Annotated in this window: 20 protein-coding genes and 1 pseudogene; 14 read left to right on the forward strand and 7 right to left on the reverse strand. The window is 63.8% G+C overall.

Annotation, left to right across the window (positions count from 1 at the left end; all coding sequences use genetic code 11):
- Positions 1–39: 39 nt before the first annotated feature.
- From DRB19_RS23475 to DRB19_RS23485, 3 genes are read right to left on the reverse strand one after another with little or no spacing between them, the layout of a single operon-like run.
- Positions 40–1473: an FAD-dependent oxidoreductase gene (locus DRB19_RS23475; RefSeq protein ID WP_114188444.1), complete on the reverse strand. Its 1434-nt coding sequence runs from the start codon at positions 1471–1473 to the stop codon at positions 40–42.
- 15 nt (positions 1474–1488) lie between these two features.
- Positions 1489–1743, reverse strand: coding sequence for a DUF1127 domain-containing protein (locus DRB19_RS23480; protein ID WP_162815824.1), 255 nt, complete (start codon positions 1741–1743; stop codon positions 1489–1491).
- Positions 1744–1796: 53 nt separating this feature from the next.
- Entirely contained in the window at positions 1797–2114 is a 318-nt protein-coding gene (locus tag DRB19_RS23485) for an ArsR/SmtB family transcription factor (protein ID WP_114188446.1), read from the reverse strand.
- Between the two features lie 198 nt (positions 2115–2312).
- Here DRB19_RS23485 and DRB19_RS23490 point away from each other — a divergent pair, with 198 nt between their 5' ends.
- Genes DRB19_RS23490 through DRB19_RS23500 form a run of 3 tightly spaced genes read left to right on the forward strand, consistent with a single transcriptional unit; the run spans position 2313 to position 3283 of the window.
- The gene (locus DRB19_RS23490) at positions 2313–2510 is read left to right on the forward strand and encodes a hypothetical protein (RefSeq protein WP_114188447.1); all 198 of its coding nucleotides are present in this window, start codon (positions 2313–2315) and stop codon (positions 2508–2510) included.
- On the forward strand, positions 2491–2889 hold the full coding sequence (locus tag DRB19_RS23495; RefSeq protein WP_114188448.1) for a response regulator: 399 nt from the start codon (positions 2491–2493) through the stop codon (positions 2887–2889). Before DRB19_RS23490 ends, DRB19_RS23495 begins: the two co-directional genes overlap by 20 nt.
- A gap of 1 nt (position 2890) precedes the next feature.
- On the forward strand, positions 2891–3283 hold the full coding sequence (locus tag DRB19_RS23500; protein WP_114188449.1) for a response regulator: 393 nt from the start codon (positions 2891–2893) through the stop codon (positions 3281–3283).
- Between the two features lie 18 nt (positions 3284–3301).
- Here DRB19_RS23500 and DRB19_RS31730 read toward each other — a convergent pair whose 3' ends face one another.
- Both DRB19_RS31730 and DRB19_RS23510 read right to left on the reverse strand, forming a co-directional pair.
- Positions 3302–3670, reverse strand: coding sequence for a hypothetical protein (locus tag DRB19_RS31730; protein ID WP_308494324.1), 369 nt, complete (start codon positions 3668–3670; stop codon positions 3302–3304).
- The gene (locus DRB19_RS23510; protein ID WP_114188450.1) at positions 3667–4206 is read right to left on the reverse strand and encodes a DUF411 domain-containing protein; all 540 of its coding nucleotides are present in this window, start codon (positions 4204–4206) and stop codon (positions 3667–3669) included. Before DRB19_RS23510 ends, DRB19_RS31730 begins: the two co-directional genes overlap by 4 nt.
- 483 nt (positions 4207–4689) lie before the next feature.
- Between DRB19_RS23510 and DRB19_RS23520 the strand changes: the two genes are divergently transcribed.
- The 8 genes from DRB19_RS23520 (at position 4690) to DRB19_RS23555 (ending at position 13499) form a co-directional block, all read left to right on the forward strand.
- Entirely contained in the window at positions 4690–5640 is a 951-nt protein-coding gene (locus DRB19_RS23520; protein ID WP_114188452.1) for a LysR family transcriptional regulator, read from the forward strand.
- A gap of 73 nt (positions 5641–5713) precedes the next feature.
- Complete coding sequence (locus DRB19_RS23525; protein WP_114188453.1) at positions 5714–6670, forward strand: hydroxymethylglutaryl-CoA lyase; 957 nt, start codon at positions 5714–5716, stop codon at positions 6668–6670.
- Positions 6671–6722: 52 nt separating this feature from the next.
- On the forward strand, positions 6723–8000 hold the full coding sequence (locus DRB19_RS23530; protein ID WP_245439766.1) for a CaiB/BaiF CoA transferase family protein: 1278 nt from the start codon (positions 6723–6725) through the stop codon (positions 7998–8000).
- A 60-nt stretch (positions 8001–8060) separates the two neighbouring features.
- Positions 8061–8591 carry a gamma carbonic anhydrase family protein gene (locus tag DRB19_RS23535; RefSeq protein ID WP_114188454.1) on the forward strand — a complete coding sequence of 177 codons (531 nt, stop codon included), beginning with the start codon at positions 8061–8063 and terminating at the stop codon, positions 8589–8591.
- Between the two features lie 172 nt (positions 8592–8763).
- Entirely contained in the window at positions 8764–9807 is a 1044-nt protein-coding gene (locus DRB19_RS23540; RefSeq protein WP_114188455.1) for an ABC transporter substrate-binding protein, read from the forward strand.
- Position 9808: 1 nt separating this feature from the next.
- Entirely contained in the window at positions 9809–10654 is an 846-nt protein-coding gene (locus DRB19_RS23545; protein ID WP_114188456.1) for an ABC transporter ATP-binding protein, read from the forward strand.
- A gap of 5 nt (positions 10655–10659) precedes the next feature.
- A complete protein-coding gene (locus DRB19_RS23550; protein ID WP_114188457.1) occupies positions 10660–11541 on the forward strand; it encodes an ABC transporter permease in 882 nt (293 codons plus the stop codon).
- A complete protein-coding gene (locus DRB19_RS23555) occupies positions 11538–13499 on the forward strand; it encodes an aconitase family protein (protein ID WP_114188458.1) in 1962 nt (653 codons plus the stop codon). Before DRB19_RS23550 ends, DRB19_RS23555 begins: the two co-directional genes overlap by 4 nt.
- Before the next feature lie 18 nt (positions 13500–13517).
- On the opposite strand, the gene rraA is transcribed toward DRB19_RS23555, so the two are convergent.
- Both rraA and DRB19_RS23565 read right to left on the reverse strand, forming a co-directional pair.
- Entirely contained in the window at positions 13518–14006 is a 489-nt protein-coding gene (gene rraA / locus DRB19_RS23560; RefSeq protein WP_210207517.1) for a ribonuclease E activity regulator RraA, read from the reverse strand.
- A gap of 522 nt (positions 14007–14528) precedes the next feature.
- Entirely contained in the window at positions 14529–15371 is an 843-nt protein-coding gene (locus DRB19_RS23565) for a LysR family transcriptional regulator (protein WP_114188460.1), read from the reverse strand.
- 87 nt (positions 15372–15458) lie between these two features.
- Here DRB19_RS23565 and DRB19_RS23570 point away from each other — a divergent pair, with 87 nt between their 5' ends.
- The 3 genes and pseudogenes from DRB19_RS23570 to DRB19_RS23580 form a co-directional block, all read left to right on the forward strand.
- Positions 15459–16604 (forward strand): CaiB/BaiF CoA transferase family protein, encoded by a 1146-nt coding sequence (locus DRB19_RS23570; RefSeq protein WP_114188461.1) that lies wholly within the window; start codon positions 15459–15461, stop codon positions 16602–16604.
- Positions 16605–16638: 34 nt separating this feature from the next.
- Complete coding sequence (locus DRB19_RS23575) at positions 16639–17775, forward strand: acyl-CoA dehydrogenase family protein (RefSeq protein ID WP_245439769.1); 1137 nt, start codon at positions 16639–16641, stop codon at positions 17773–17775.
- 173 nt (positions 17776–17948) lie between these two features.
- Positions 17949–18171, forward strand: a pseudogene (locus DRB19_RS23580) (mechanosensitive ion channel domain-containing protein); the annotation flags it as partial.

The following is an 18171-nucleotide window of genomic DNA, read 5'->3' on the forward strand; positions in this document are numbered from 1 at the left end:
TGCTAGGGGCTCACTCACGGGGTTCGACACGAGCGGATCTCAGCAGCAGCCCGCAGGCTCCGCAATCGTCTCCGGCGGCTTCGCGGGACCACATCCGCAGCCGGACTTGCCCTCGGCCTTGGCCTCGGCATCGGCGACGCAACAGGCATCATCGACCTGTGCCGGGGCGGGACCGCCGCAGCAGCCCGAGGATGCCGGCGCGCCTTCGACGGGAAGGTTGGTCGAGCAGACGCCCGTCTCGGGCAGGACGAGGTGGACGTCGTCGGCCGCCGCGAGGTCCCCGGCGATGGCCGCGACGACGGACCGGACCTGCTCGTAGCCCGTGAGCATCAGGAAGGTGGGCGCTCGGCCGTAGCTCTTGATCCCGACCGTGTAGAAGCCCGGCTCCGGATGGGCGAGCTCACGGTGGCCGTGTGGCGGTACCGATCCGCACGAGTGTTCGTTGGGGTCGATCAAGGGACCGAGCGCCTTCGAGCTCTCCAGCCATGGATCGAGGTCGAGCCGCAGCTCGCGGGTGAGGTTCAGGTCTGGGCGCTGCCCGGTCGACACCACGATCCGGTCGATCGGGCCGACCTCGCGGAGACCGTTCGCCGTCTCGCCTTCGACGATGACTTGATCGCCATCAGCCCTGACGCGGACCACGGAGAACCCGGCCACCAGGGTGACCCGCGCGCCGTCGAGCAGCGCCTTGAGGGCCGACCCGAGCTCGCCGCGGGCCGGGAGCTGGTCGGCCCGGCCGCCGCCGTAGACCCGCATCAGGTTCTCGCCGCGGGTGGCCCACACGATGGACGTCGCGGGATCCCGCTCCGCCAGCCGGGCGAGATCGAGGAGGACGTTGGCCGCCGAGTGCCCGGCACCGACGACGAGGGTCGTCCTGCCCTCATAGATGGCACGGTCGCGTCCGAGCACGTCCGGGATGCCGTAGGCGATGTTCCCTGCGTTCTCCGCCTCGCCCTCGGCGAGGATGCCGCCCGCACCCAAGGGATTCGGCGTCGTCCACGTACCGGAGGCGTCGATCACTGCCCGCGCCAGGTCACGCCGGATCGATCCGTTGCCATTGGAGACGGCGAGCACGAACAGCTTGGTCCCGCGGCCCTTGCTGAGCACCTTGTCGGCGCCCTGTCGGGTGATCGCCGTCACCTTCGCGTTGGTCTCGATCACCGCAGCCATCTCGGGCGTCTCGGCGAGCGGCTTGAGATAGGCCTCGTACAGGTCCGATCCCGTCGGCATGACCTTCCCGGGCGGCCCCCGCCAGCCGTGGGCCTCGAGCAGGGTCCGAGCCGCCGGGTCGGTGTTGTATTCCCACGGAGAGAACAGGCGCACGTGGCCCCAATCCTTCACGTTGGCGGCGACGGTCGAGCCCGCCTCGTAGACCTTTACGGGGAGGCCGCGGCGGATCAGGTGGGCGGCGGCGGCCAGCCCGACCGGGCCTGCGCCGATGACGGCAACGGGGAGGGCATCAGACGAGGTCATGGGAATTCTCCTCGGTCAGCAGCAGGAGGCGGGGCGGGGCGCGAAGCCGTCGCGCACGCGCTCGACGAAGGCGCGTCCATGACAGCAGAGAATCTTGAGCCTCCGCGATGGATCGCGGTGGCGGGGCTGGGCCAGGACGGCGAGGACGTCCGCCCGCTCGAGGCCGATGTCACGCAGGAGATGGTCGTCCAGTTCACTGAGGGCGGCGACGTGCCGACGGTTCCGGGCCGCACGGGCGAGGTGGAGGAGAGTCGGGAGGAAGCCTGGCATCTGTCTCTCCTTTTCATATTTCCGGTAGTATGGAAATATCGGGCAAAAATAAATCAGGCGGCGTTCTCCGCCCGGGTTCCGCATCCGGCGTCGGCGCAGCACTCGTCGGCCAGGTAGCCGATGAGGCCGTTCATCGCCGGGTAGCTGGCCCGGCAGATCAGGGTCGTGGCCTGCCGCTCCTGCGTCACCAGCCCGGTCAGCAGGAGCCGCTGGAGGTGATGCGAGAGCGTCGACGGCGGAATGCCGAGGCGCTCCTGGATCTGCCCGACGGGCAGGCCGGCCTCTCCGGCCCGCACCAGCGTTCGGTAGACCTGGAGCCGGGTGGTGTTCCCGAGCGCTTCGAGCTGTTTGGCGGCTTGTTCGACGTTCATGGAAATAAGATGAACTCACCGAAATGCAGCGTCAAGCAGTATTTCCAGGCTTATCGAATTATGCCCCAACCGAAGGGTTTCTGCCGCCACGCTGAAACCCGTCGCCGGATCGGCGGTTCCTCTTCCTAACGTATGTTAACCCGAACGGCTGAAGCCGCCGCGACGGGCATACGGGACGAGTGCCCAAGGAGAGTGCCGATGCCCCACGACGCCTCAGGCGACGTGCGCCTGCCCCATGTCAACGACGTTCATCCGGATGTCGCCACCTTCATGATCGCACGGGCCTTCGCGGAGACCTACAGGGACGTGCTTGACGCGCCGATCCCAGACGTACTCGTCGCCATCCTGCGGCAGATGGAAACCTTGGAGGCCGATCATGGACACCCTGCATACTGAGCCGCACGTCGCGCTGATCGTCGAAGACGAGCAGTATGTCCGCGAGCTTGCGGGCGCCCTGTTGGAGGAGACCGAGCTGGACGTGGTGGAGGTCGAAACCGCGGAAGCGGCCCTGGCCTACCTCAAGGAGCAGGGAGGCGAGGTCGCGATGATGTTTGTGGATGTCCGGCTGCCCGGGGAGATGGACGGGGTCCAGCTCGCCAAGGCGGCATGCACCCTCTGGCCCACGATGCGCATCGTGCTGACGTCAGGCGATCCCGACGCGGCATCCGACGACTTGCCGGACTGCGTCACCTTCATGCCGAAGCCGTGGCGGGGCCTGGATTTGCTGGTTCAGGCGGAGAGAGCGATCCGTGACCCGCAGCCCCCGGTGACGTGACATGGGACGGGCCGAAAACGATGATCCTCCCGTCGTCCTGTTGGTGGAGGACGAGCCACTCGTGCGCATGACGGCCGCCGACGAGCTCGAGGAGGCCGGATTCCATGTCCTGGAGGCGGCGAACGCCGATGTTGCCCTGGCGGTTCTGGAGGCGCGCTCCGATGAGGTCCAGGTCCTGTTCACGGACGTGCATATGCCCGGCTCCATGGACGGCATGGCGCTTGCCGAACAGGTCCATGGACGGTGGCCGCACGTCCGGCTGCTGATTTCCTCTGGTTACGCCCGGCCAAAGGCGGACGAAATCCCGGACGACGGCCGCTTCGTGCCGAAGCCCTACCGCGCAGCGACCATCGCCAGCCAGATCCACGAGCTGGTACGCATGGCGGAGGGGTGAGGGCGGTCTGACGTTATCCTATGCGCCGCCGATCTCCTCGATGACGATGCCTGTCCCGCCGCAGATCGGGCATTCCTTGTCGCCCAGCTTTCCGGTGCCTTGGCATTCCCGGCAGAGGTTCTCGCCCGCCCCGGGCGTATCCGGCTCGGCCTGGTCGCCGGGATTGAGCTTCGGCTTGTGGGAGTGATCGTCACCTGACTTCGGGTCCGACATGGCCTTGGCTCCTGCAAACGTACGTCGGGGCAACGCCCTGAGGAGGCCAAGGTTGCCCGGCTCGCGTGTCCGGCCGTCCAACTCGGCCGCCTTGACCTCGTGTCTCATGGCTTCGGCGGCGAGGCGCTCAAACTCCTTCCCGGCCGCCTCCTTGCGCTCGCTGTAGTTGGTCATACGGGGCGCGCACCCTGGTAGCGGGCGAAGGTCGTCCGGCCCGACGGCCCGAACAGGACCACCTCGTAAGCCTCTGGCGCCATGCCCTCCATCTCCATCTCCGGGGAACCCATCGGCATGCCGGGCACCGCGAGCCCCTTGCCCGACGGCTTCTCTGCCAGCAGGCGCTTGATGGCGTCCGCGGGGACATGGCCTTCGATGACGTAGCCGCCGATCTCCGCCGTGTGGCAGGAGGCCAAGTCCTGCGGTACGCCGAGGCGGACCTTCACGCGGTTGATCTCGGGCGTCTCGATGACCTCCGCAGTGAAGCCTGCCTGGCGGAGGTGGTCGACCCAGCCGGTGCAGCAGCCGCACGTCGGGTCCTTGCTCACGACGATCCTGGGCAGGGCTTCGGCCCCGGCGGCCCGCTGGCCGGCAAGGATGGCCGAGGCGGCGAACCCGGTCAGCAGGGTGCGGCGGTTCAAGAGCGAGATCTGCAAGGCAGGTCCTTCCTTTTCGGGGATGATGGCGTGTCCCCCGGCCAATTCAACCCACATGTCGTGGATTGCCGTCCCGGTCGCAGGCCATTGTCACGTCGTCAGCGCCATTCCATCCGGCTCTATTTCCGGCTCCCTCTCGATCGAGGCGAGTTCCGCGAACCCATCCAAGGTACCGCTCTCAGCCGTCGGCCCCGAACAACTCGTCGGTGCCGAATTCCATCAGGCCACGAAGGGCGGATATTCAGGCATGATAGACTGACCAACAGGCTGAATGCCGAGTCCGAGCAGAACCACTCGATGAGGATCCTATCTACCGACGGTAAGGGCGTCCGAGCGTCACGAATGAATTCGTGACGTGCTCAAAATCGCTACAGGCGGAGGGCCGCTAACCCAACCAGAGCAGACGTTCGCGAAGGGTAGGGGATCGGCAGAGACTGACCCACAGGAGACCTAAGAGGGGTACTCGTGTGCTCGCGCCAAAGAAGACCGGCTTCCCGCGGCGGTCCTTGCACGAAAGAGCGCGTTACCGAATATAGGCCAATGAACCTGCCGGATTGGACGACCCTGCGTATCTTTCTTGCTGCCATCGAATGCGGGAGTGTTACCCGTGCCTCCGAGAAATGCGGCATCGCCGTTTCAGCCGCCGCAAAACGTATTCAGGATCTGGAGACGGAACTCGGAGTCCAACTCCTGACCCGGGGTGCAAGAGGTGTAACGCCGACGGTGGCAGGCGAACTGCTCGCCCGGCATGCTCGCACGATGTTCGCTTTCGGCGCCCGCCTTGGAGAGGACCTCCGTGCGGTTGCTGAAGGTGGACTGGGCAGTGTGCGTCTCCACGCGACTCTCTCGGTCCTAGCCGGACATCCACTCGCGGAAGCTTTGGCGGCTTTTGCCGTCGAGCATCCCGGGGTCAGTGTCGAGCTGCGCGAAGTCACGAGTCTGTCCGTCCTGCAAAACCTTGTCGAGGGCCAAACGGATATTGGAATTATTACCGTTGGCGGAGCTGTCCCCAATGGATTGGAGGCACGATCCTGGCGCTCTGACCAACTCCTCGTTGTCATGCCAATGGGGCATGAGCTGGCAGCGCGCCAGAGCCTGCGCTTTGCGGAAGTCCTTGGCCACCCCCTGATCGAGATCATCGAGGGCGGCGCCATGACGTTGCTTCTGCAAGAGGCTGCGGAGCGTCTTGGAGTGCGTCTGCGCCCGCGCCTTCGCGTCGCAACGGTCGAGGCCGCTGCCCGACTCGTTGCCGCCGGCCATGACCTCGCCATCATCCCAGATGGTGTCCTGCCAACCTACAATCCTGACCTGCGCCTTGTCGGTGTTCGGCTGGCTGAGCCCTGGGCACGGCGCCAGGTGAGACTGGTCAGTCGCCCGGCCACCATGCTGACGCCTTCGGCGCGCCTGCTGCTCGACTACCTTTCCGCCTCACAAGGCAATCCGGCTGAGGTCGAGCATTCGCGAACGACGGACGCTGTGTCCGCGAAATAGCGCTTCTCCTTCTGCTCTCACGTCGGCAGTCTCTGTCGAACGACAAAAGCAAGACTACGCCCGAGGAGACGCTATGGAGATCAGCTCCAAGTCGGAAGCCGTCGTGGTGCGCGAGGTCGGCCCCCGCGACGGATTGCAGAATGCGTCGGCGATTATGCCGACACAAGCCAAGCTTGCCTGGATCGGCGCGATGACGGCAGCGGGCATCCGTGAGATGGAAGTCGCCAGCTTCGTCCCGCCGGCGGCGATGCCGCAGATGGCGGATGCCGCGGAAGTGACCCGTGCTGTCCGTTCGGCTCACCCGAGCCTGCGCGTCATCGTCCTCGCTCCCAATCTGCGTGGCGTGCAAAACGCGGCGGCTGTTGGAGCGCAGTCCATTATCTTGCCCGTGTCGGCGAGCGAGGCCCATAGCCAGTCCAATGTGCGCCGGTCACGGGCCGAGCAGGTTGCGGAAGTCAGGCGCGTTGTCGAGTGGACCCAGTCCCTGGGGGGCGATGCGCCCCGGATCGAGGTCGGCATCTCGACGGCCTTTGGCTGCTCGCTCCAGGGCATCGTCCCCGAGCGTGATGTCATCTCATTGGCGGCCTCCTTGGCCGAAACGGGCGTGGACGTGATCGCCCTGGCCGATACCCTCGGGTACGCCAGCCCGTCTCACATCCGTCGCCTCGTACGGTCCGTGAAGGCCGAGATCGGCAGCACGACCTTCGGCAACCTGCACCTGCATGACACTCTCGGCACGGCTCTGGCCAACGTCCTCGCAGCTCTCGAGGAGGGCGTGCGCGGGTTCGATGCAGCGCTAGGCGGCCTTGGCGGCTGCCCGTTCGCGCCCGGCTCCGTCGGCAACGTGTCAACGGAGGACCTTGTCTATCTCCTGGAATCGGAAGGCTTCTCGACCGGAATTGACCTGGAGGCACTGCTTGAAGCCCGCAAGGTCCTCCAAGCTGGACTTCCGAGCGAAACGCTTCAGGGCCGGGTCGCGGCCGCCGGCATTCCCCGTACCTACCGCATGTCGTCGTCAGCCGCCGCGTAGCGGGATTGGGCGTCATCGACGCCACCCTGACAATCTTGAGGATGTTTACAAGTTGTCCGCACCTTTGACCCAACACACCCCCCAAAAGCCGGCGCCTCTCGCCGAAATCCGCGTCCTCGAATTCAGCCACATGATCATGGGGCCGAGCTGTGGGATGATCCTGGCCGATCTCGGCGCCGATGTCGTGAAGGTGGAGCCCGGTCCTGCCGGTGACAATTCGCGGCGTCTCACGGGCGCGGCCACCGGCTTTTTCCCGACCTACAACCGGAACAAGCGCAGCATCTGCGTTGATATGAAGAGTCCCGCTGGGGCGGCACTCGTCGGTCGGCTTGCCGCAAGCGCGGATGTCATTGTCGAGAACTTCCGCCCAGGAGCTATGGAAAAGCTCGGACTGGGATACGCCGCACTGTCCGGGATCAATCCGCGTCTTGTCTATTGCTCTCTCAAGGGCTTCCTGCCCGGGCCCTATGAGCATCGCACGGCTCTCGATGAGGTGGTCCAGATGATGGGCGGGCTCGCCTACATGACTGGCCCTCCCGGCCGCCCTCTCCGAACGGGCGCCTCTGTCAACGACATATTGGGCGGGACGTTCGGGGCCGTGGCCATTCTGGCGGCGCTGCGGGAGCGCGACAGGACCGGCCGCGGCTCTCTCGTTCAATCGGGCCTATTCGAAACCAATATGGTGCTGGTGGCGCAACACATGGCCCGTGCGGCCATTGAGGGCCACAATCCAGAGCCGTTCGGCGATCCGGACATGAAGAAACCCTGGCCCGTCTATGACGTCTTCGATTCCGCCGACGAGGGTGAGCAGGTCTTTGTCGGAACGGTCACGGAGAGCCAATGGCGTGGGTTCTGCGAGGCTTTCGGGCTTCACGATCTCCTGTCCGATCCTGATCTTGGAACCATGGCGCAGTTGGCGGCGGCACGACCGCGGATCCGCCTGCGCGTGGCGGAGGTCTTCAGGAAGCTGCCTAAGACCGAGCTGATGGCGAGGTGTGAAGCTCTAGGCTTGCCTTTCGCTCCCATCGCACGCCCGGCCGACCTTTTCGATGACCCACACCTGTTGGCATCGGAAGGGCTATTGCCGATTGATCTCAGAAGTGCTGAGGGCGCGCCGGGTGGTACTCCGGTTGTTCCTGAGGCTGGGCTTCCGGCGCTTCCCGTTACTCTTGGCACGGGTCGCCCTGGGTTGAGGCGCCAGCCCCCGCGTGCGGGCGAGCATGGAATCGAGGTCATGCAAGAGGCCGGTTTCTCTGAGGCGGAGATCAACAAGATGGTTGCCGACGGCATCATCTCGGTACCGGCTCGCCAGTCCCCGGCGGCCGCCTGACCAGGGGCAGCGTGGGCTCGGACTATCAGACCATCGAGATTGGAGAGGAGACAGCAGCAGATGCCGATTTACGCACTCGATGACACGGTGCCGGAACTCCCGGACGCTGATCGGATCTGGATTGCTCCGAGCGCTCACGTCATCGGCCGCGTTCAGCTCGGTCGCGACGTCGGCATCTGGTTCGGTGCTGTTCTGCGGGGTGACAACGAACTGATTGATATCGGAGACGGGACGAATATCCAGGAAGGGGCTATGCTGCACACCGACCCGGGTTTCCAGCTCACCATTGGGGCGGGAGTTACCATTGGGCACCATGCGATTATCCATGGGTGCTCCATTGGAGGTGGCTCGCTCATCGGCATGGGAGCCACTGTGTTGAACGGCGCCCGGATTGGCGCAAACTGCCTTGTCGGCGCGAATGCCCTGGTGACCGAAGGGAAGGAGTTCCCCGACGGATCTCTCATCGTCGGCGCCCCCGCCAAGGTCGTCCGGGAACTAAACTCTGAGGCTTTGGAAGGTCTGCGGAGGTCCGCCGCAAACTACGTCCGAAATGCCGAGAAGTTCAGGTCGGGTCTCCGGGTCATCGGCTGATGCATCGAGGCTGACACAAGATGTGCAGACAACGCTATCACGCAGAGACACGTGCAGGTTGGCAGAGATGAGTAGGTCTTAAAGCTTCGTCGGGAAGTCGATCGTCAAGAGAAGCCACAGAAACAAAGGCATGGATGATCGATCCCCCAAACTAAAACCAGGAGGAAAACGCATGATCAATCGCCGACACTTTCTCGCCACTGCTGGCGGCGCCGCGGCCGCAGGGGCCCTCGGTTTCCCGCGCCTTGCTCAAGCTGCAACGCCGGCAAGCATCACGTTTGGACCGGCATTGCCTGTCTACGCCCTCACCTTCGTGGCCGTCGAGAAGGGCTTTTTCAAGGATGAAGGGGTCGACGTCAAAACCGTCATCACCGATGCCGGCGCCCGCTCGCGCCAGACCCTGGCCGCGGTGGACGCGCTGTTTGCTCACGGCGACGGCAGCCATCCGCTCCAGCTCTCGAACCGCGGCAAGAAGGCGAAGCTCATCCTTGCCACTCAGATGGTCCCTTCCACAGCCAACATGGTGATCCGGCAGGACCTGTTCGATCAGGGCATCAACACCGTCGAAAAGCTTGGCCAATGGAAGCGTCCGGATGGTGCCAAGCCGATCGTGGCCGCAACTGCCATCGGTTCGGGAACGTGGATGTTAGGCACATACGTGTTTGAGGCACGCAAGCTCGGCCAGAACATCAACTGGGTGGCGGGCGGGGGCAGCAAGACCATGCTCGCCGGCCTGCAAAGCAAGCAGTTCGACGTCATCATGGCGCCTCCTGCGTGGCAGTTGGAAGCGGAGCGCAACGGATTCGGCAAGACACTGTACGACGTCCGCACGCCGGGTGTTGTGGCACAGGACTTCGGCGGCAACCTGCCAGTCCTTGCCTTCTACACGCTCGAGGACACCATCGAGCAGAACCCCGCCCTTGTACAGTCCACCGTCAACGCACTGTACAAGGCCATGCGCTGGGTAAAGGAAACGCCCGTGGACGAGGTCTTCGCTCTCCTCGGAACCAAGTACTATGGATCGATCGATCCTGCGTCCGCTAAGGCGGAACTCGCGTTCGACAAGGAAACCTGGGACTACAATGGCCGCATCACGAAGGAGGACTTCGAGCGGGGAGGGCGCGTGTGGTACCGCAACGGCACTGATATTCCCCCGATGAAATACGAGGATGTGGTCGACATGCGCTTCCTCGACGCCGCGCAGAAGAAAGCCTGACATGGGTGCCCGGCCCTACACGACGGCCGAGCCGACGCCGAAGGCTGTGACGGCTCGCAAGGACGTACGGGTGTCCGTGCTTTCGCTCGACAAGGCCTTCGGGCGCGGCGACGCGAAGGTGACCGCCGTCGATAAGGTGTCCTTCGACATTGGGCGCGGCGAGTTCGTCGCGCTCCTGGGTCCGTCGGGCTGCGGCAAGAGCACCATCCTGAACATGGTCGCCGGGCTGATCCCCCGGACCGGCGGCGACATCCTCATCGACGGCAAGCCGATGGAACAGGGCCAGGTACGGCGCGAGATCGGCTACGTGTTCCAGCGGGATACGGTCTTCCCGTGGCGCTCGGTTGAGGCCAATGTCGGCTATGGGCTTGAGATCGCTGGCGTGCCCGCAGGCGAGCGCCGGGCCCGCGTGGCCGAGGCACTGGATCAGGTGGGCCTCACTGCCTTCGCCAAGGCCTTCCCTCGAACCCTGTCGGGCGGCATGCGCCAGCGTGTGGCGCTGATGCGCACCCTGATCACGCAACCCGAGATCCTGCTGATGGACGAGCCGTTCGGGGCCCTCGACACCCACACCAAGCTCGAGATGCACCGCATCCTGCTGCAACTGTGGGAGCGTGAGCGCCAGACGGTTCTCTTCGTCACCCACGACCTCGGCGAGGCCCTGACGCTGGCGGACCGCATCATCCTCCTGTCCGCCCGGCCCGGACGACTCAAGGAGGACTTCGAGGTCCCGCTGGAACGCCCGAGGGATGCTGTGGCCCTGCGCGAAAGTCCCGAGTTCGCACGGCTGTTCTCGCATATCTGGCATTCGCTCGGCGAAGAATTCCGCAAGACGAAGGCGGAGTGAAACTCATGGCATCCAAGCAATCCTCAACCACTGTCCTGCTCTGGCGGGTGGCGATCCTGCTCCTGCTTCTTGCTGTCTGGCAGTGGGGTTACGACTTGCGCGCATTTGCGGCGCTCAAACCCTACGTGCCCAGCTTCCTCGACCCGTACTTCGTGTCGAAGCCCTCCGAGATCTGGAAGAGCTTCCTGCGCCTGGGCTGCCTCACGGATCGCGGCGGTACGCTCCACGGCTGGAGCGGCATGACGGCGTGCCTTGCCGAGGATGCCAACAACATCTGGATGGCGACGGCGGTGACGCTCAAGAACACGTTCTGGGGTTTTCTCGGCGGCACTCTCTCGGGTATTGCGGTGGGGCTGATCCTCGGCCGGTCCGACTTCCTGTCGCGCGTGTTCGAGCCCTACATCGTGGCATTCAACTCGATCCCGCGCATCGCGCTCGTCCCGCTCATCATCCTGATGTTCGGCCTCGGCGACATCTCCAAGATCGTCACGGCCTGGATCGTCGTGTTCTTCGTGGTGTTCTTCAACACCTTTGAGGGCACCCGTGCGGTGGACCGGGATCAGATCGCGGCATCGCGGCTGCTCGGGGCTAACTCGTGGACGGTCACCCGGACCGTGGTCATCCCATCGACGCTCGCCTGGGTGTTCGCCTCTTTGACCCCGGCGGTGTCATTTGCGCTAATCGGCGTGATCGTGGGTGAGTTCATCGGTGCCGAGCGCGGCATCGGCAAGCTGATCGTCGAAGCCGAGGCCCGCGCCAACGCGTCCGAGATGATGGTTGCGATCTTCGTCCTCATGGTGGTTGGCATCCTGCTCGCCATTGGTGTGCGGCGGATCCAAGCCTACCTTCTGCGGTGGCAGCCACAGTTCGATCAGGCAAGCGCATGACCAGGGTCACCTTCCCCGGCCGCATCCTCTTCCTGTCAGCCGATCCCGATAAGATCGACGTCCAACTCGCGGGGGTCGACCTTTCGCTGGAGCAGGCTGGGCAGCTTCGCGACGACGTGTCAACAGATGAAATCACGCCACTGCCGTCGCTTGTTTACTTCGACGAGCGGCTGGCCAGTCATCCTTACACTGGCTTCAAGGCGGGTGATCGGCTGCCGATCGGTTTGGAGACAGCGAGGCTGGGCGGCTTCATCGTCGCGGTTGGAGGCAAGCGGTACGGCAAGGGCTCGTCACGGGAGCATAGCCCGGTCGCCGAGAAGGCAGCCGGTATTCGCCTCGTCATCGCTGAAAACTTTGAGCGCATCTACCGCCAGAACGCCGACAACGTCGGCCTGTTCACGTCGACTGACTTCGGTCTGATCGAGCGGATCCGACGCGGAGAGGAGATCGATGTTGAGGAATTGGTCGGAGACCGCGACAGCATTGCGGCCGCAGTCCTACGCAGTGGTGGCCTGCTGCGCTACGGCCGGGAGCGCCTACACTCCGTTTCGGCCACCCGAAGCCTGTCGGACGGGCAGGGGCCGCAGACCTTGTTCGAGAAGATCCTGGCGCGCCATGTGGTGAAAACCGCCGATAGCCTTGGTGACATCACGCCCGGAACAGGGGGCTTCGTTCGGGCCGACATCCGGTTCATCCACGACATCTACACCGGAATGTGCAGCTACATGCTGCATGAAACGTTCGGTAAGCCCGTCCGCCTCCACGAGCCGGAGTCGATCATCGTCTTTGAGGATCATTACTCCTATGCACACCGGAGCCGTGTGCACATTGAGCGTGGTCTGCTTCCCCAGGTCCATGAACTGTCCCGGGCGCACCGGGAATTCGTGGCGGACTATGGCTTGCGATCGCATGGTTACCTGCCGGGCGGAGAAGGGTCCGAGGGAATATCCCATGCCCTGATGGCTGAGCAGTATGCCTTGCCTGGGCAACTGATCGTTGGCACGGACTCCCATACCCCACACAGCGGGGCGCTGGGCTGCCTGGCGTTCGGCGTCGGCACGACCGATATCGCGAATAGCATGGTCACGGGTGCGGTACGGATCACGGTACCGGAGGTCCTGCGCATTGAGCTCTCGGGAACGTTGCCCCGCGGCGTCACGGCGAAGGACATCGTCCTGCACCTACTCGCTTTGCCCGGGCTCAAGATGGGAACTGGCGTCGGCAAGGTCTTCGAGTTTGGCGGCACCGGCATCGCACAGCTCAACACAGACGAGCGGGCGACGCTGACCAACATGACCGCCGAGCTGGGAGGCTTTACCGGGATCGTCGAACCCGATGCGGAGACGGTTCGGTTCCTCAAGGAACGTCGCGGGATCGATGTCACGATAGCGCCGTGGATGCGCAGCGACGAGGGTGCTGCTTACGCGGAAGTGATCCGTGTGGACCTCTCGGCCTTATCGCCCATGGTGGCGGCTCCCGGGGATCCCGGCAATGGTCTCGATCTTTCCAAGCTGCCGCAGCGGGTAGCTATCGACATCGCCTATGGCGGGTCCTGCACCGCCGGCAAGCGGGAGGATTTCGACCGCTATCACGAGGTCCTGTCGTGGGCGGCAGAGAGGGGGCTCAAGGTCCCGCCTCACATCAAGCTCTTCCTTCAGTTCGGCACGACAGCGGTCCGGGACTACTGCATCGAGAAGAATTATCTTGCCGCCTTTGCGCGGGTTGGAGCCGAAATACTCCAGCCGGCGTGCGGCGCCTGTGCGAATTGCGGTCCCGGCACATCGACCAGCACCGATCAGGTGACCGTGAGCGCCATCAACCGGAATTTCCCGGGTCGCTCGGGCCCTGGAAAGGTCTGGCTTGCCAGCCCTCCCACGGTCGCAGCCAGCGCCATCGCGGGCGAGCTGACTTCCTTTGAGGAGCTCCAGGCGCGCTTCGGCACAGGGCAGGCGCGTTGACCCGGTCGTTGGGAGCTCTCAGAGGTCGTGTAATCTCCGGGAACTCACGACGACTCCATCCGCGTCGCAGTAGACGAATTGGCCGGGCGCGAAGCCCACCCCGCCAGCCTGGAATGAAGTGCCGATCGCACCTGTGCCATTGAACGAGCCGCGGGCTGGGACGACGCCAAGCGCCATCACGCCAAGATCCATTATGGCAAGCGCCTCGGTATCGCGAACGGCACCGAAGACGACTACCCCGGACCAGCCGTTCTCGATGGCCTTGGTCGCGAGCCTGTCGCCGATCAGAGCTACTCGGATCGAGCCTCCTCCATCGACGGCGAGAACCCGCCCTCGTCCAGGCTGTTCAAGGCACTGTTTTACCAGCCCGACATCCTCGAAAGTACTGACAGTTTGGATCTCCCCGCTAAAGGACTTGTGACCGCCAAACGTGCGGAACTGAGTCAGGCAGACCTCCAGTTCTTCTCCAAATTCGTCGCAGAGATCAGCCGTTTTGAAACCACTCACTGTATGCACCATGGGTTAGGGTGACCGCTAGGAAGGAGTTACGCGATCAAACCGGATGCGAACCGTCTTGTCCAACGATTGGGGCCGCACCGCTCCAGGAATGTTTCTTGACACCCTGCACGAAGGTCGCCCCCTGGCACGGGGCTGACGAAAGCCGAACTTTCGCAGTCATAGGGTGTGCTGACCTTCATCAGGCCACGCTTAACGGCTCAGATTGACCCGATGCAGACATTCACGAAGTCAAGCCACCACTCCCGATAACCCGTCTCAGTCAAAGAGTTCACTCTTTCCGATGCGGACGGCAGAAATGTCCCGTGAGCCGATAGGGTCGGTTCAGGAAATCAGCGGATGGAGACTACTCGGATCCGGCGCAGGCCAACAGTGCGTGGGAGGCGCAATATCCAAACTTCTCAGCAGTTCACGTACAACCTGGATTCCAGCTTCGGCGCGATGCCTAACGACCTTCGGACGCAGTGGAGAAGTGCTGGCGGATGCTTTGAATGAAAGCCTCGGCCATCCAGGTCACGGGAAATGGCGCGGAGTGATGACCACCACCTTCTGCGGAGGAACCGTCTCGGAGATCTCCAGGCTAACGAGTGGGCGCCCATCGTAACTGACTTGCGGAGAGGGCTTGGTGACCAGAACGGAGACGCCATGCCCGTTGGCGACCATTCCCCTCACCATCTCTAGGGACTGCGTTTCCATCGCGATGTTCGGCGTTATACCGGCCGACCGGAACAGGCTGAGGAAGTATTCCCTGCTGTGGGGTAGGCCTATCAGGATCAATGGGTTCTCGGCGATTTCCTTCAGCGAGACGGATCGGCGCGTCGCCAAGGGATGGTCGGACCCGACAAGTGCATGGGGCTTCAGGTATCCAACGACCTCCATGTTCCCGCTTCGCCCGAGGCCGAGGTCGTAAGTGAGAGCGACCTCGATGGAGCCGTTGTCGATCAGATGATGCAACTGCTCCACATTCGCCTCCCGGAGCCTCACCTGAACGCCCGGATTGTGCTGGCGGAAGCACCTGATGATGGCCGGCAAGTGGCTTGGCCCCAGTGTCACGAAGCAGCCGACATCGATCCAGGCATCGCGGCCGTTCATGCCCGTCGGCGAGGCAATCCAAGCCTTAGATTGCGAGAGCAGGCTTCGCGCCTCGGCCAGCTTGGCTCTACCGGCGGGCGTCAGGACCAAGCCTTGGGCGTGCTGCCGGACGAACAGGCTCTCGCCCAGCGCTTCCTCGAGCTGCTTGATCGCCATCGACACCGAGGGCTGCGAGACGTTCATCGCGATCGCGGCCTGAGCGGTGCCGCCATGTTCGGCTGCTGAGACGAAATACTGAAGTTGGCGCAGGGTAAACGGGATCAAGAAATCCTATCCCTAAAATATCGAAAAATTATTTGTGTTGATTCAAGAGGTGTCAATCGCATCGCTCCCACGACAGGGGAGACGAGCGTGGAAGCAGTGTCGGGCAATGTCCAAGGTCCCCTCGAGGGGTTGCGTGTCCTAGACTTTACGCGGGTGCTTGCTGGCCCCTTCGCAACCGCGCTCCTGGCCGACATCGGGGCGGAGGTCATCAAGGTCGAACCGCCCCAGGGGGACGAGTATCGTCACATCGGCCCCTTCGTCGAGGGTGAGAGTGCGCTCTTCATGTCCGCCAACCGCGGCAAGCGCAGCGTTGTCCTCGACCTGAAGTCGCCCGAGGGGCGCGATGCAGCGCTGAGGCTTGCACGCACGGTCGACGTGGTGGTCGAAAATTTCAGGCCCGGCGTCGCCGACAAGCTCGGGATCGGCTATGCCGCACTCTCCGAAGTCAACCCGAAGCTGATCTATCTCAGCATCTCCGGTTTTGGGCAGACGGGTCCGATGAGGGATCGTCCCGCCTATGACATCATCGTCCAAGCCACGAGCAGTCTCATGTCGTTGACGGGACATCCGGACGGGCCTCCTACCATGGTGGGCGAAGCGATCGGCGACCTGATCGCTGGCCTATATGGATCATGGGCCGTGACGTCCGCCCTCTGGCAACGGGAATGCAGCGGACGCGGGTGTCACATCGACCTCGCGATGTTCGATGCCCTTCTCTCCCTTCTTCCCACCGGTGCATGCCGCCACTTCGCCAGTGGCGAGGTTCCGGGGCGGGTCGGAAACCGCCACCCGCTGTCCGCCCCCTTCGGGGTGTATCAAACGGCCGATGGCCATGTGGCCATCGCCGTGCTCAACGAGCGGCTGTTCGAGCGTCTCGCACAGGCCATCGAACGTCCGGGGCTGGTCCAGGATCCTCGCTTCCGGACCGATGCCGACCGCTCCGCAAACGAGCCCGCTCTGCGCGACCACATCGAGGCATGGTCGGGCCGGCGGACTTCCGCCGATGTTGAAGGCGTCCTTTCGGCTGCCGGAATCCCAGTCGCACCGATCCAGAACCTGGCCGAGGCCATCAATTCGGATCAAACGCGCCATCGTCAGTTGTTCCCCGAGGGCAGCCTGGGTTTTCCCGTCCCGGAACAGCCCGCACATTTCTCCGGCACCATCCGGGGTCGGAGCGCCCCAGTCCCGGCGCTTGGTGAGCACACGGACGCGATCCTAGCCGATCTCGGCTGACCGCCAGTTAGGATTGCCGAAGCAAAGCGAGTGGATGATGAACTTCCAGCCAGACCCCGATGCCATTGCCGTTGCCGGGTCAGTCGCGAGGTTTGCCGAGGCTTCCCTGAAGCCTCGTGCACAGGCCATCGACGAGACAGGAATCTTCGTCGCCGAGCACATCCCGGCGTTGGGAGAGCTCGGGGTAATGGGGATGAACCTTCCTGAGCGGTGGGGCGGGGCAGGGGTGTCGCCGATCGCACTCTACCTTGCCGTCGAGGCCTTGGCGGGGGGATGCGGCTCGACGGTGTCGATGGTGACGGCTAACTATCTGGCAACGGACTCTATACTTCTGGGCGGTGACGATGCCATCCGGGAGCGATATCTACCCGAGGCGGCTGCCGGGCGCTCCCTTGGAGCCTTCGCTCTGACGGAACCCCGGGCCGGATCCAACCCGGCCGACATGAGCACCCGGGCCGTTCGCGAGGGGGAGGGATACCGGATCACCGGCGTGAAGCATTTCATCTCGAATGCGGCATACGCCGATTTCATCGTCGTTTTCGCGAAGACCGATCCCGCCGCGGGCTACAAGGGCATCAGTGCATTCATCGTCGAGCCCAGGCACGGCGGGGTCGAGACAAGCGCTCCCGAAAAGACCATGGGGTTGCGTGGCGGTCACGTCTTCGCGGTCGCATTCGATTGTTGGGTGCCCGAACACAATCGATTGGGCCCTGAAGGCAGCGGTTTTCGAACCGCCATGCATGTGTTGGACAACGGCCGCATCGAAGTCTCCGCCATGTGCACCGGCATGGCGGGAGCGGCCCTGGACGCCGCCGTCAGTTGGTCAAAAATCCGCCAGGTGGATGGGCACCCGATCGCGGAATTCCAGGGCCTCCAGTGGATGCTGGCGGATATGGCAACCGAACTCGAAGCGGCTCGCCTTATGGGGCTGCGGGCTGCATCCCTGCGTGGATCGGGAAAGCGGTATTCACGGGAAGCGTCGATGGCCAAATTCCTGGCATCCGAGACTGCTGGTGCTGTCATCGACCGCGCCTTGCAGATACATGGCGGCTACGGCTACTCGCGGGACATGCCGCTTGAACGGTTGGCTCGCGACGTCCGCATCATGCGCATCTACGAGGGGTCGTCCGAGATCCAGCGCAACATCATCGCCCGTACTCTGCTCGCCTGATCCGCCGGAAGGACCGCCCCGGAGGAGGTCTCTGATTGGCGCGAGGCGGAAGAAACACTTTGGTCTGCTCATGAGGCGGTGAGCGGATCTTCATTTCACATGCTGTTCGTTACATTTTGACCCGTTTCAGACCTTCCCGGCGGCGTACATGCCACCCTTTAAGCCGGGCCAGGAGCGGGTCGGGCCTTATCGGGGTTGGCGTCGGGTTCGGCGCGCAGACGCCGGCGAGGGACGTGATCAGTGGCATCTTCTATCTGCTCGACGATGTCTTCCGGGTCAGTGAGTACATCCAGAGTGGCTCCTGCAAGGGAACGGTCGGGTCCTCGAGTCTGTGCTCGGTCACGCTGCGGCATCACCGTAAGCCGATCTACACATTGCCCTCCGGCGAGCTTGGAA

Origin of the sequence: Microvirga aerophila, from assembly GCF_003332305.1 — a bacterium.
In the GTDB taxonomy this organism is placed as follows: Bacteria; Pseudomonadota; Alphaproteobacteria; order Rhizobiales; family Beijerinckiaceae; genus Microvirga; species Microvirga aerophila.